The sequence below is a fragment of the Treponema bryantii genome (assembly GCF_900111035.1).
Lineage (GTDB): Bacteria > Spirochaetota > Spirochaetia > Treponematales > Treponemataceae > Treponema_D > Treponema_D bryantii_C.
Genome location: NZ_FOFU01000003.1, coordinates 179191 through 194328, shown reverse-complemented (window position 1 = coordinate 194328; position 15138 = coordinate 179191). Strand labels below are relative to the sequence as shown.

Sequence of the window (15138 nt, the reverse complement as noted above, 5' to 3'; positions counted from 1 at the left end):
TTTTTTGTTTTCCAGCTGGAGCAGCACAGGAGATTTATAATGAAATACACAGGCGCACAAATCATTGTTAAATTACTCGAGATGTACGGAATTGAAACCGTTGCAGGTATTCCGGGAGGTTCTATTCTCCCTCTTTATGACGAGCTTAATCGTTCTTCAATCCGACACGTCCTTGTGCGCCACGAGCAGGCAGCCGGATTTTTTGCACAGGGTATGGCTCGCTCTACAGGCAAGCCTGCCGTTTGTCTTGCAACAAGTGGTCCTGGAGCTATGAATCTTCTTACAGCAATTGCAGATGCACGTGCAGACTCTATCCCTATCATCGCAATTACAGGTCAGGTAAATACAACTTTGATTGGAACTGATGCATTCCAGGAAGCAGATACTTTCGGACTTTCATTCCCAATTACAAAGCATTCTATAATGGTAAAAAATCCTTATGAACTTCTGGAAGCAATTCCTAAGGCTTTTGAAATTGCATTAAAAGGAAGACCAGGTCCTGTTCTTATTGATGTACCACGTGATGTACAGCTTAAAGAATGTGATTTTGACGTATGGCCGGACATTAAAAAGGTTCGCCTTCATGATATAAAATTCCACACACCAATTGATGAATATTCTGAGAAGATAGGCTTAATCACTGAGGCCCTCTCAAAAGCAAAACGTCCTGTATTGTATTGTGGTGGTGGCTGTAATTCAGAAGAAGCTGTAAGTGGTATTAAGAGCTTTTTACAGAATTACAGACTTCCTGTTGTTACAAGTCTTATGGGAATCGGCTGTATTCCAGAAAGCAGCGAGATGTATATCGGTATGGTTGGTATGCACGGAAATCATGCCGCAAATGTTGCCATGCATGATTCAGACCTTGTAATTGCAGCCGGAGTTCGTTTTGATGACCGCGCAACCGGCGTTGTTTCAAAGTTCTGCCCGGATGCAAAAATCATTCATATTGATATTGATGCTGCCGAAGTTGATAAGATTATCCCGGCTTCTATTTCTGTAGTTGCAGATGTTGAGTCTGTATTCCCTGTAATTGCACAACTGATTGCAGAAAAGAAAATTACAAGTGATGAAGGCTGGCTTAAAAAGATGGCTAAGCTCCGCAAGGAACACTTCTCTCTTGAATGCGGCCGTCCAAAGAATGAAAAACTTACAAATCCTCGTGAACTTATTTCTAAAGTTCCTGAATATGCAGAAGCTGCAGGAATGTCAAAAGACAAACTGATTGCAACTACAGACGTTGGACAGCATCAGATGTGGGCAGCTCAGTATTACCCTGTTGAACGACCACGCAGTTTCCTAACAAGCGGCAGTCTTGGAACTATGGGCTTTGGACTTCCTACTGCAATTGGTGCTTCAGTTGCTAATCCTGACTGTAGAGTTGTTTGCTTTAGCGGTGACGGCTCAATCATGATGAATGTTCAGGAAATGGCAACTCTTGCTGAACTTAATCTTCCGGTAACTGTAATCGTTTTCCAGAACGGAACACTGGGCATGGTTTATCAGCAGCAGAAATTCCTTTTTGATAAGAATTACAGTGCTTCTGTTTTTGGACGTTCACCAGATCTTCTTGAAATTGCACGTGGTTTTGGAATTGAAGCTATTGATGCCGACAGCGATGCAGAATGGTATAAAAAAGCTTTTGACAATAACCGTCAGAACAAGCCTTGCTTTGTAAGGGTAAGTGTTGATTCTGAAGAAAACGTACTTCCATTTGTTCCTGGTGGTAAAGCAAATATAGATTCAATAAGGGATTAAAATTGTCACTCAATTGTAATGAAATAAATCTGATTCTCGAAGAGCTTAATCTTGAAGGTGCATTCATTCAGGATATAATTCAGCCGGGTTATGACACACTTGCACTTTATACTTATAAAGAAGGCAATGCAAAAACAGTTTTGATTTGTACTGCCCAGAACTCGGTACGCCTTAATGAGACCAGACGAAAAATTACAAAGAACGATAAGCCGCTGCGCTTTATGGAATTTCTCCGCGCCCGTATTAAGGGCTGCCGCATAAACTCGGTTGAACAGATTGGAGTTGAGCGCGTTATTAAAATGGAACTCAGCCGTCTGGTTGAAGAAAAACCGAAGGGTGCAGCAAAGGGCACCGTGCATATTTCACTGGTTAAAAAGCCGGTTCTCAGCAAGGATGAAATTGAAGCTCAGGGTGAGTCTGTTGAAATTGAAGAAAACTACATTCTTTACATTAAGCTCTGGAATAATGCTGCGAATGTTCTTCTCTGCGACACGGACGGCACTATTCTTGAACCAATGTTCCGCCGACCAGAACGTGGGGAAATGAAGGATGAAAAGTTCGCGGAGCCCGCCGCGGATGAACAGAAGGTGGCCGAGGCATTGGTGCGGTTCCCGGTCCGTGAATGGTCAGAACATCCAACCTTCAACGCCTACATCGACTGGTGGTACTCGGAACACTCTGATACACTCTCGAGAGAATCACTGCTTGAAAAGGCTGAAAAGTGGTACAACTCTACCCGCTCAAAAAAAGAATCGGCTCTTAAAAATCTGGAAGATAAACAGGAATCTTTCAAGAATGCAGAACAGTTAAAACATCAGGGCGACCTTATTCTTTCTTACGGCTATATGATAGACGGACACAGTAATTTCCTTGAATGCGAAGATTACGAGTCTGGAAAAACTGTCCGCCTTATGATTGATCCTAAAAAAAATGCACAGGACAATGCAGCCGAATATTACAAAAAATACAAGAAGGCTATAAGTGGAAGCGAAGAACTCGTTCATGATATCGAAATAATGAAAAAGCAGCTGGAAAAACTTGATGCTCTTTATGAAGAAATTAAGAACGAAAAAAATCCTGTAAAAATAGAACAGCTGCTGCGACGTGATACGACTCCAAAACAGCAGCAGAAGAAAACTCATCCTGGACTCGACTACACGGTGGACGGCTGGTACATTCTCGTAGGCCGTGATGCAAATGAGAACGACGAACTTCTCCGTCATCATGTTCGGGGCGATGATTTGTGGCTCCATGTACGTGATTTCCCTGGCGGATATGTTTTTATAAAAGCCCGCAAAGGAAAAACTGTCCCTCTGGATATTCTGCTGGATGCAGCTAATCTTGCAGTTTATTATTCAAAAGCCCGCAACGCCGGAAAAACAGACCTTTACTATACTCACGTAAAATATCTTCGCCGCGCAAAAAACGGTCCAAAAGGACTTGTACTTCCAACTCAGGAAAAGAATCTTTGTATAGAACCTGATAAGTCACGACTCGCCCGTCTGGATTCTCTGCGTGCAGAAAGTCAGTTGTAATTAAAAGAATTTGTATTTTCCGCCGAGGGTTAGAGAAATGCCGGGCATTGTAAAATTTGTTACGGACTGATACTGCCAGTTAAGAAGGTTATCTATCTTAATATAAGGTGTAAACTTATTACGTAGTTCTACGCCTTCTGCAGCAAGATTGACAAGTAAATAAGGTTTTAGATATTCGCAATTTGTATTCGCGATAAATCTTTTTCCTGTATAACTTACACTCAATTTTATTTTCAAGAATTCAAAATTGAATGAATTAATAACTGTACAAACAAAATCAGGAGTCCACATAATACGATTTCCATATTCTTCTTTTTGAGATTTATCCAGTAGTCTGTTATACAAGTATTCTCCATTAATATCTAAAATCCAAAACTTATTGAAGAAATCAGCTTCTATATTAAAATCCACACCAAGATAGAATGCACTTGAAAGATTCTCTGTTGTTCCAGATCCCCACTTAATTTTATCTTTGTAGTAATCAGAAAAAATAGTTAAACTTCCACTAACTTGAGAAGTACCTCTTTTACTTTCTGACGCCCCAAATTGAATACCATTTACAGCAAAACACAAATCTGATCCCCATCCATATTCAGGTTTTAGATTCGGATTTCCGTGTAAAACTGCATCATTCCAATACAGATCATTCATATTTGGAAACTGAACCATACGATAAACATCAAGGCTTATTCGAAGTTGAGTATAGTCTGATCCCAATATATTTGTTTGCCATGCTGCACCAAGTTTTGGAACAAAGGCAAAGTTTAATTTATCATCATTTACGCAAAATTTAGCAGCCATAGGAAAGCTGAAAGACCATCCTTTTCCTGCAAAAACTCTTGTTGTTGATTTTATAACTCCTGACCACTGATTATGCTTTCCATCATTTGTTGAATTCAAGTTTGTAAAATCTGTGGAAAGACCTGCCAGTTGCTGAACTCTGCCACCTGCTATAGAAGTTGCTTCAAGAGTTCCTGTATATTTAACAGCATTTAAGTAATGACTGCTATTTTCTGCTCTGGCTTGATTCTTATAAAACTGATTATTACACGACCATACAATACTGTTTTTTATATTACAGAAATTTGAAACAGCAGGATTCCATAAAGTAAACGAAAGGGTATTATTATAATCCCTCTGTAAACCAGGATTTATAGGTTTAAACTCTCCTGGACAATTTTTATGACCGGCATAAAAAAAATCACCAATTGAAAAATAATTTCCATTTCCAAAATAATGTGTCAGAAAACAAGATGCATGTCCATCTATAACATGAGCATTTTCCTGACTCTTCCAGTTTCCCGTTTCTATTATACTGCCAAAAATTCCATTACAAAGGTTATTTGATCTGTCGGTTTTATAAAGGTAACGATTTTGTGCATAATTTAATGTACCACTAGCATTTAAGAAAGTCGCTTCCGCCAGTCGTCCTTCATAGTTGATTTTCTGAAAACAGCTATCAAGAGGACGCTCAGAATTGAAAAAAGTTTTAAGCGAAACATCTGTACTAAGAGAAGGTTTCAGTTCAACTTTCTTCATGGTAATATAAATAACACCTGCAACTGAACCTTCATCCTCTACACCTTCTGTAAATCCTCCACGAATAATTTCAATTTTCTCTATAGCAGAAAGATTTAAAGAAGAAAAATCAAAAGTTCCATTTTGTGCATTATTCACACAAATTCCATCAATAACAACTCGAACTGTTTCGTCTGTAAATCCACGAATACTTGCTTTACTTTCTAGTCCATAAGGCCCATAAGAAAGCATCTGAATTCCGCAGTGTTCAATTATTTCCGATAGACTCTCATAATGTGCAGACTCAATATCATCTGCTGTAATTACAAGTTTCTGCTCTACAGAGGCTGGAATATATGTCGTTATTTCAGGAAGGAGGATTTCTGCTTCTTCAGCAAAACAGAGAAAATAAAGAATGAATAATGAAAAGAATAAAAAACGATGTTTCATAGATATCGTCATTACGAGATATATTAGTATCACGTAATGACGAGTTTTATATTATTCTCTGGAACAAGTTGAATATTTTCCTTCCTGTTCAGACATGTAACCAAGTTCTACAGTAAACTCTTCAACAACTTCTTTAAGAGTATCACAGCCACCCTTAGGACCTGCTGCCTGCGATATTTTTACAGCATCTTCAGTTAAATCAAAATAGTATATAGCATACCACTGTCCAACAGTCGCATTATAACCAATCTTGTCTCCATCATAAAACTGAGAATAAACATATCCAGAAGTTTCATCAATTTCTCTAATATAAAGATTATTAGTTGTATAATATAAAACATCACCATTATAAGAATAATAATTATTATAATTTGATGTTGTTATCTCAAACTTATCACTATACTCTTGACCTCTCCAATTACCAATAATTTTATCAGATGAATCAACAGGTCGAACAATGCTAACTTTTTCAACAAGAACTTCTTCTGTCTCTGGTTTACATCCAGTCAGAGCCAAACATGCAACAACGAGAGCTGCTGCGAACAAACGAGAAAATTTTAAATTTTTCATTATTTCCTACCCGGGAACCGAGACTGCGCAGTTCCCAAAAAAGAGAGATATCCTTTCATACGAAAGGTGTGTACCAAAGTTTCCGGGCTTGAAGCATTTGCATCTGAAGCCTTCCCAGACCAGACGGTCCAGTGGCTGTATTTCAGATGTCGTTTTTATCTTCATACCGTTGCGCATTCAGCTCAGGCCTTGCACCTGATTCCATTGAAATACACAAAAAAATATAGCATAAAACGTGTTATTTTGTAAGATATCCGGCAAGCTCTGCGGCATTCATCATGATTACTTTTGCGCCGTGTTCTTCGAGGAACTTTTTACCGCGGAAGCCCCAGTCTACACCGATTACATCGAGGCCGGCATTCATTCCTGTCTGCATGTCTACATCTGAGTCGCCGATGAACACTGCGCGCTGACCTTCAGATTTTCCATCCATACCGGCACGGCTCAGAATCTCATAGATTCCGTCTGGTGCAGGCTTAGGAGGCATTCCAGGACGGCTGCCGGAAATAATATCAAAAAGGCCCGGGAAGTAGTCATCACAAAGAGCAATGGCGGCAGGCTCAACCTTATTTGTATTTACAGCAATTTTGATTCCAGCAGCGCGGAGAGTTTTTATACAGTCCACTACTCCATCATAAGGAGCGGTTTTTATTGCACAGTGCTTTTCGTAATATGCAATAAAATCAGCAAGAATCTGCTCAAACTGAGGATTGCTGCGGCCGTCTGCAAGAGCACGTTCGATCAGCTTTGGAATTCCGTTTCCTACCATAAAACGTACTTCATCTACAGTATGAAGCGGAAGGTTGTATTTTGTAAGAATCTCATTCAGAGAATCTGTCATGTCATCAAGAGTATTAAGGATTGTTCCATCCATGTCAAAAATCGCAAGTGAGTATTTCATACGCATCAATATATAACAATGAAATAAAAAATACAATTTAATAGAAAAATTATTTCTCTTTTGATAGTATTGACTAACCTGTTAGTTAATACTAATATTAGTCTAATCTAACAGTATGTTAGAGGGAGTTAACTAAAATGCCTTTAACTATGGCTTGTCAGGATGACAAGTTTCTGATCAAAAAAATCAATGGAAAAGAAGAAGTAAGACGCTTCCTGGAAAATCTGGGTTTTGTAGCCGGAGCCGAAGTGTCTGTTATTTCAAAGATGTGCGGTAATATAATCGTTCAGATTAAGGAAAGCCGTGTGGCCATCAGTAAAGAAATGGCTCAAAAAATCATAGTTTAATTCAGTACATTTTATAGGAGAATAAATATGACTTTAAGGGATGTAAAAACAGGCCAGACAGTTACTGTTGAAAAGCTGCTTGGCGAAGGTGCGGTAAAGCGCCGCATTATGGACATGGGAATTACAAAGGGTACAGAGATTTATGTGCGCAAGGTTGCTCCACTTGGAGACCCGGTAGAAGTTACAGTTCGCGGCTACGAACTCTCAATTCGCAAGGCCGACGCAGAACTCATTCAGTTGAAATAGGACGACCGGAGGAAACACGACAATGATAAAAATAGCTTTAGCAGGAAACCCGAATGCGGGAAAAACCACATTATTTAATGCGCTCACAGGCTCAAATCAGTTTGTTGGAAACTGGCCTGGAGTAACTGTAGAAAAAAAAGAAGGAAAGCTTAAGGGCCACAAGGATGATGTTGTAATCACAGACCTTCCCGGCATCTACTCGCTTTCTCCATATACACTCGAAGAAGTTGTATCGCGCGACTATCTTGTAAAAGAACGCCCTGATGCAATCTTGAATATTGTTGATGGAACAAACCTTGAGCGAAACCTATATCTGACAACTCAACTTGCAGAGCTCGGTATTCCAATGGTTGTTGCTGTAAACATGATGGACGTTGTAAAGAAGAACGGCGACAAGATTCACGTTGATGCAATGTCAAAGGAGCTCGGATGTCCTGTACTTGAGATTTCAGCTCTTAAGGGAACCGGCTGTATTGAAGCGGCAGAAATTGCTTTGAATAAGGCAATGGAAAAGAAACCTATGCTGTACAAGCACCGCTTTGAAGGCTGCGTTGAACATGCTCTTGCTCACATTGAAGAAGCAATCGTTCACAATCTTCCGGAAGAACAGCACCGCTGGTACTCAGTAAAACTTTTTGAACGTGATGAAAAGGTTATCAAAGCTCTTGGAATTGAACCTTCAAAACTCGATCATATTGAAAAAGATATCAAAGCGTGTGAGGCAGAACTTGATGATGATTCAGAATCTATCATCACTGCTGAACGCTATAAGTATATTGAATCAATCATAAAAAACTGCGTAACAAAAAAGAACCGCACTAAGCTCAGCACTTCAGATAAGATTGACCGCGTTGTTACAAACCGCTGGCTTGCTCTCCCAATCTTTGCGGTTATAATGTGGTTTGTTTACTACGTTGCAATGGTAACCGTTGGTGTCTCAGCAACAGACTGGGCAAACGACGGACTCTTTGGTGACGGATATCACCTGTTTGGAATCGGTACAGGGGCTTACGAAGAAGCAGCCGAAGAATACGGTGACACAGCAGCAATTCTTGAAGCTCTTGAAAACGGTGAGGTTACTTATGTAACTGTTGATGAAGAAACTATGGAAGTTTCTGAACCAATTGAAATTACAGATGAAGTTGCAGAAGAAGCAAAAGCAATGGCAGAAAAGTACGGTGAAGAGGGACCTGATCCAGCAGACTACGGTGTATGGGTTCCTGGTGTTCCAGTCCTTATTGAAAGCGGTTTAGATGCAATCGGTTGTGCAGACTGGCTTAAGGGACTTATTCTTGACGGTATTGTTGCCGGTGTTGGTGCAGTGCTCGGATTTGTTCCGCAGATGCTTGTTCTGTTTATCTTCCTTGCCTTCCTTGAAGCTTGTGGTTACATGGCACGTATTGCCTTTATTCTTGACCGTGTATTCCGCCGCTTTGGACTTTCTGGAAAATCATTCATTCCTATGCTGGTTGGTATGGGTTGTGGTGTTCCTGGAATTATGGCTTGCCGTACAATTGAAAACGAACGCGACCGCCGCATGACAATCATGACAACAACCTTTATTCCATGTGGAGCTAAGCTTCCATTTATCGGACTTGTTGTTGGTGCTTTGTTTGGTGGAAGCCCATGGCTTGCAGCAAGTGCTTACTTTATCGGTTGTGCTGCAATCATCATTTCCGGAATTATCTTGAAAAAGACAAAGCCTTTTATGGGCGAAGTTGCTCCTTTTGTTATGGAACTTCCTGCTTACCACTGGCCAACAGTTACAAACGTTCTTCGTTCAATGTGGGAAAGAGGATGGTCATTCATTAAGAAAGCCGGTACAATTATCTTGCTTTCGACAATCGTTATCTGGTTCCTTTCATTCTTTGGATGGGCAGACGGTGGCTTTGGAATGCTTGAAGAAGATCAGATGGATTCAAGTATTCTTGCAAAGATTGGTGGACTTATCGCATGGATTTTTGCACCTATCGGCTGGGGTAACTGGCAGGCTGCCGTTGCTTCTATCACTGGTCTTGTTGCTAAGGAAAACATTGTTGGTACAATGGGTATTCTCTATGGTGGAGAAGAAACCTGGGCTAACATGGCTGCGGCTTTCACAGCACCAGCTGGTCTTTCATTCCTGATTTTCAACCTTTTGTGTGCTCCTTGTTTTGCAGCAATCGGTGCTATCAAACGCGAAATGAACAGCAGAAAGTGGACTTGGGCAGCAATCGGCTGGCAATGCGGTTTTGCTTATGTAATTTCGTTTATGGTTTACCAGTTCGGAAGCATGTTCACTGGTAACGGAAATATTGCAGGCTTTATCTGTGCAATTGCAGTGCTTGGCAGTTTGTGCTACGCTTTATTCAGAAAGGCAAAGAATTAGATCCCGAAACAAGTTCGGAATGACGTGGAGGTTATAATATGGGTACATTAATAGTTGGTTTAATTCTTATTGCTGTTGTTGCATGTGTTATAACCTCAATGGTTAAAGCAAAACGCGCAGGACGCAGCCACTGTTCATGTGGCAGCAGTTGCAGTTCATGTGGCGGAGCTTGTCACTGCAAAAAATAGCATAATTTCAGATTAAATTAAAAAAAAAGACAAATCCATCTTCCTGTGTTAAAATTATTCATAATATACATTTAAGGGAGATGGATTATGATTCATTTGTATAAAAACTACTCCAGATTTAATAATGTATTAAAGTTTTTTATTCTTTGTGTTGTATCGCTGCTGTTTATTTCCTGTGATAATTTTCTTAATAGTCAGGATATCAAACAGCAGATTGAGGATACAATCGCCTATAACAATGCTATGTCAAGCACACTTATTTTCCGAACAGCAAATGATGAAGGCGATTTTCTTACAGGAAACGAAAAATCCTGCAGGCTTGGATACACCGTTGATATACAGTTTTCTTTAAATACAAATGCGTATGTATTCAGTCATCTGGAAGCTGTAAGCACAATTGATAAAAGTGTAAGCCGTGCTGACTATGTAGAATTTACAGACATTGGTACTGACCTTGAAAAGAACAACGGTGTTTATAAAATTAGAATTAAACTTTTAAAACAAGCTGATGATATTTTAATTAGACCTGTCTGCCTTCTTATTCCACGTGTAAAACAAATTACTCCAGCTTATTTACGAGATGGATGCCAACAAGATACAAGCATCATAATTGAATTTAATAAACCAATTGATCCACAAACCTTTGATACAAACTGTATCTCCATTAAAAATGGAGAAGAAGAACTCTTTTCTTCAAATCCTGCTCACTCTTATTTTGAGACTCCAAAACTTTCCAATAATAATACAATTATTACAATCCAAACAATAAAGGGAAAATATCTAATTCCATTATCACCAGCCGGTCAAAATCCAAAAGATATAATCGTAAGCATTATTTCAACACAGATAAAAGATGTCGATGGTTTTGCATTGGAAGCTGTTGAGCCTCATACATACAGAATTAATCAGAACGTAGACAATGAAAAACCTGAAATAAAGACAATCATAACTGCTAATACAAGTGATACAACAAACTGGTCGTATAGAACTTTAACTGATAAACCTATAGGAGACTGGTCTTCAAATCCTGAATACGAAGAAGATACTAACACCATTAGATTTCTTAATGGCGATTATAGCCGCAATCATATTATTGATAGTCTTCACATAAATCTTCAGGGCTATGATAAAGACAGCGGAATAAAATGTGTAAAAGTTCATGAAGTATTTGAAAAAACTTCTGGTGGCATTGATGCAATGAAAGTTGAAGCAGATTATTCCTTCGGCACAGGCCAATTTGTTTCTGTATCAGGAGACGATAATACTTACGAATATTCATTTGATTACAAGTTTGCTTCTTCGGCAAATGATGGTCTTTACAAACTGGAAATAAGAGTTGTAGATAAGGCAGAAAATGAAAGTGAACCAGTTTCATATTATGTCATAAAAGATACTGATTTAAAACGCAGATTATACTGGTATGGATATCTTGATGTAACTCATTCATTTAAAAATCCACCAAATGAAAATGGAACAAGTTACACCATTACAGATTATTGTTACCCACAATACAATGAAACTACTGGAAAATATGAAAGTAAGTTCTCTTTCCATTATTTCAATTTCTTTGAAGATAATTTTTATTCAACATACAAAACACTTTGTAACAAGTTACTGATTCAACAATGTAATTCTAGTAATGAATATATAACATTATTTGAAGAAAAGAACTTAAGTAACAAAGATGAAGCAGATATTGATACAAGCTATCAGTTAATTTCACAAAACATTATTACGCAAAAGATTAATGAAGTTATAGAAAACCTTGTAATTGATCCTGATACAACAACTAAATTCAAGGTTGTACTTTATGAAGAAAACGGAATTGTAAATGAATATCCGTTTGCAATTGCTAAAAGACCTCGTATATCTGCTCATAAACAAGAGGGCGCTAATAGTTTTAAATACTCAGAAGAAGAAATGGATTATTCAATTAGTTCTGATATATCTGTTTCCCTTGCAAGTGAACGTGGTATTATGGGAAAAAAACCTGATGGAGAAGCTGAAATAATTTCCTTTAAAAGATTAACAAATACTTTTGATGCTTTTGATCAGGAAAAATGCACATATTATATTTCATATGCAAGAGTTGCCATAAACGATTTCGGTAGAATTTATTCTGCATATGGTAAGCCTTATATCTTATATAGGGAAGAAGGTCCAATTAACTATGATAATTTTACTGAAAAAATATATGTACCTTCACAAATCGCCAATTTTGATTTCCCAGATTTCAGATTTCCAGAGCTAAATGATGATAATATTGCAAATGGGAAAATAGAATTTCCACAAAACTCAGGTAAAGTTCGTTTCACAGTTGATATAACATATCCAAATGATGAATATGAATATTTATTTAAAATATCAAAGGGTGGAAGAATTGAAGGATTTTCATCTTCAAATGAAATTGAAATCAACAATGGAGAAAATTATAAAATATCACTTGTTGCTCGTAATTCTGATGGAATTATAGTCGCAGAATCATCTCCAAAATCAATCAGATATATAGGTCCAGATAATATTCCGCCATTTATTGATATAGATCGCTTGTGGTATTATAAAGATCACCTTGAAATCAACAAATATGCAGTAGGAGATTACGAGCCTTCTTCATATAACGAAACTTACAACTATTTTATTAGCAAAGCTAATAGAGTAAAAATACTTGATTATTACTTTGTTCCTTTTGATTTAGGCAATGAAATAACCAGACAGCAACTTGAAAATGCAAATTATACAAGGTATTCATTGCAGTTCTCTAAATATATCACAGATGATTCCATATCAAGACTGATAATTCCGATGTATTTTCTAGAACAGGGGAAGTTCTATCTTTACTGTTATTTAGAAGATGTTGCAGGAAACAATGTCATTTATAAATACAGATATATGTATGGAAGTTATTATCTTTCTATCTTACCAGAATATAATGAAAAGAAGACTGTAACAACTTATGAATATCCAGCCTGGTATGGAGAACCTGAAGGATGCGAGAAAAAAGATTTGTTCTCTGTAACAATTCCTAAATATTCTGATGCTATAAAACCCGCTAGTGATGCATATGACGGAACCAACGAGTATATTTCAATTCTGTATTCTAAATTTAATCCAACATATAATAAATGGGATGTTTATACAGGCGATGAAATGTCATGGGAACAATTACCTGGTCTTCTTACACAGACTGATGAAACATATACATATACAGTAACTACTGAAAACAATGAGAATGCAATTTCGTATATGGTCAATAAATTTTACAAAATAGAAGCACAATATGGTTATGTAAGTGGTTCTAATCAATTACCTGTATATCTTTCTCCAATCTTTGTATTTAGAGGTGCCGATGATTATGACTACACTTGCCGCAATAAAAATGTAATGAATGCATACAACGGCTATCAAATATTCTGTGACAAGCCAGTACTTGCACATACAATGTATTCAAAATTTAAGCTCACAGAAACCTCAAATCCAGAAGATTCTCACATTTGGGAAGGTCGTGGTGCGGAAACAGGTCTTGTGTATAATGATGGAACAACAACAACTTTCTCTTATACAGATGATGAACTTACGGAAATCCCAGAAGGTTGTTATTACACAACCATCTTCCATTTTGTAGATGGTACAACTATTATGACTCCGGTTAAGCAGAAGTAAAAATTGAAATAAACAGTTTAAACTGTGGAGTAAGCCTGCAAAATTGTGATTCTGGTAATTTTGCAGGCTTATTTTTTTGATAACTTGGGAAGCGAGCCTGTAATTTCTGGATTTTTCATTATTTGCAGGCTTGAAAAGTTGAGTATTTTTGTGGGAAGGGGCCGGGTAATAGGATTCGGGGGATATTGAGAACTCGGTGAGCCTGTAAGAAATCGAAATCGGAGATTTTGCAGGCCAGAAATAGGAATATTATGTTGAAGTGAGCCTGTAAAATTGGATTTCTTTCTTTTTTACAGGCTCACGCCGCGGGGAAGCTTCTACTGAGGCCTGCTGAATTGGGCGAACCGGGGATTTAGCGGGCCACGGTTATTACGGGGCGTTGCGGGGTGTCCCCGCATAGGGGGTAGCGGAAAACGCTGGAGGCGTTTGGAGCGCAGGGGGCCTCCCCCTCCCTTGTTTCAAGTTTTGATGGACTTTTCACACTTTCTTTTCTATGGTAATATACTCGCACTATGGATTTACTGAAAAAGCTTGATGAATGTGAGAAACGCTTTAAAGTTGTAAGCGACCTTGTAATGGATCCGAATCTTGTAAAGGACCCGAAGAAATACAAGGACACAATGCGTGAGCACGGATACCTGACTGAAGTTTGTGCACTTTATGACGAATACAAAAAGGTTTTGAGCGGTATCCAGGACGCTAAGGAAATGATTACGGCAGAAGATGATGCCGAGATGAAGGAAATGGCTCGCGAGGAGCTTAAGGAACTGGAAGAAAGACAGCCTAAGCTTGAAGAGGATATTAAACTGAAGCTTGTTCCGCCTGATCCTCTTGATGAGAAAAATATTATTCTTGAAATCCGTTCGGCTGCAGGTGGTGACGAGGCTTCGCTTTTTGTACGCGACCTTTGGGAAATGTACACTCACCTCGCTGAACGCAAGGGATGGAAAACTGAAACTATGGAAGCTCAGGAAACTGAGGTTGGTGGTTTCAACAAGATTGTAACTTCTATCAGCGGTAAGTTTGTATACGGTACTCTTCGCTGGGAATCTGGTGTTCACCGTGTTCAGCGTGTTCCTCAGACTGAATCTCAGGGACGTCTGCAGACTTCTACTGCAACTGTTGCCGTTCTTCCTGAAGCAGAAGAAACTGAAATTGAAATTAAGCCGGGCGACGTTCGCGTTGACGTAATGCGTGCCGGTGGACCTGGTGGACAGTGTGTAAACACAACTGACTCTGCCGTTCGTCTTACTCATATTCCGACTGGTCTTGTTGTTATTCAGCAGGATGAAAAGTCTCAGATTAAGAATAAGGAAAAGGCTTTCCGCGTACTCCGTGCCCGCCTCTTTGATCTTGAAGAAAGCAAGAAGCAGGAAGAGCGCGCTGCAGCCCGCTCAAGCATGGTTGGTTCTGGTGCCCGCTCTGAAAAGATCCGTACTTACAACTTCCCTCAGGACCGCGTAACTGATCACCGCATTAACTATTCGGCTCATAACCTTCCATCTTTCATGATGGGCGAAATGGACGATATGCTAGATGCATTGAACGTTTACGCTAAGGAAGAGCAGTTGAAGTCGGATATCACTGAGTTATAATT

Annotated in this window: 11 protein-coding genes and 1 riboswitch; of the genes, 8 read left to right on the top strand and 3 right to left on the bottom strand. The window is 38.8% G+C overall.

The annotated features are described in order from the left end of the window. Positions 1-39 precede the first annotated feature (39 nt). On the top strand, positions 40-1758 hold the full coding sequence (ilvB, locus tag BMY21_RS07320) for a biosynthetic-type acetolactate synthase large subunit (protein WP_074642307.1): 1719 nt from the start codon (positions 40-42) through the stop codon (positions 1756-1758). A 2-nt stretch (positions 1759-1760) separates the two neighbouring features. Then, a complete protein-coding gene (locus BMY21_RS07315) occupies positions 1761-3293 on the top strand; it encodes an NFACT RNA binding domain-containing protein (RefSeq protein ID WP_074642304.1) in 1533 nt (510 codons plus the stop codon). On the opposite strand, the gene BMY21_RS07310 is transcribed toward BMY21_RS07315, so the two are convergent. The 3 genes from BMY21_RS07310 to BMY21_RS07300 all read right to left on the bottom strand — a co-directional run bounded on the left by BMY21_RS07310 (position 3294) and on the right by BMY21_RS07300 (position 6732). Then, the gene (locus BMY21_RS07310; RefSeq protein ID WP_074642302.1) at positions 3294-5261 is read right to left on the bottom strand and encodes a TonB-dependent receptor plug domain-containing protein; all 1968 of its coding nucleotides are present in this window, start codon (positions 5259-5261) and stop codon (positions 3294-3296) included. 51 nt (positions 5262-5312) lie between these two features. Continuing rightward, positions 5313-5831, bottom strand: coding sequence for a hypothetical protein (locus BMY21_RS07305; protein ID WP_074642301.1), 519 nt, complete (start codon positions 5829-5831; stop codon positions 5313-5315). A gap of 55 nt (positions 5832-5886) precedes the next feature. After that, positions 5887-6077: riboswitch (cobalamin riboswitch) on the bottom strand. Next, positions 6070-6732, bottom strand: a complete 663-nt coding sequence (locus tag BMY21_RS07300; protein WP_074642299.1) for an HAD family hydrolase — start codon at positions 6730-6732, stop codon at positions 6070-6072. (Overlaps the previous riboswitch by 8 nt.) A gap of 137 nt (positions 6733-6869) precedes the next feature. Between BMY21_RS07300 and BMY21_RS07295 the strand changes: the two genes are divergently transcribed. From BMY21_RS07295 to prfA, 6 genes are all read left to right on the top strand, one after another. Then, complete coding sequence (locus BMY21_RS07295; RefSeq protein WP_074642297.1) at positions 6870-7079, top strand: FeoA family protein; 210 nt, start codon at positions 6870-6872, stop codon at positions 7077-7079. 27 nt (positions 7080-7106) lie between these two features. Beyond that, positions 7107-7325: a FeoA family protein gene (locus BMY21_RS07290; RefSeq protein WP_074642296.1), complete on the top strand. Its 219-nt coding sequence runs from the start codon at positions 7107-7109 to the stop codon at positions 7323-7325. Between the two features lie 22 nt (positions 7326-7347). Next, positions 7348-9693, top strand: a complete 2346-nt coding sequence (gene feoB / locus BMY21_RS07285; RefSeq protein WP_074642294.1) for a ferrous iron transporter B — start codon at positions 7348-7350, stop codon at positions 9691-9693. Between the two features lie 38 nt (positions 9694-9731). Beyond that, positions 9732-9881 carry a FeoB-associated Cys-rich membrane protein gene (locus BMY21_RS07280; protein WP_074642292.1) on the top strand — a complete coding sequence of 50 codons (150 nt, stop codon included), beginning with the start codon at positions 9732-9734 and terminating at the stop codon, positions 9879-9881. A gap of 87 nt (positions 9882-9968) precedes the next feature. Continuing rightward, positions 9969-13541, top strand: a complete 3573-nt coding sequence (locus BMY21_RS07275; protein WP_074642290.1) for a hypothetical protein — start codon at positions 9969-9971, stop codon at positions 13539-13541. Positions 13542-14053: 512 nt separating this feature from the next. Next, positions 14054-15136: a peptide chain release factor 1 gene (gene prfA, locus BMY21_RS07270; protein WP_074642288.1), complete on the top strand. Its 1083-nt coding sequence runs from the start codon at positions 14054-14056 to the stop codon at positions 15134-15136. Positions 15137-15138 lie beyond the last annotated feature (2 nt).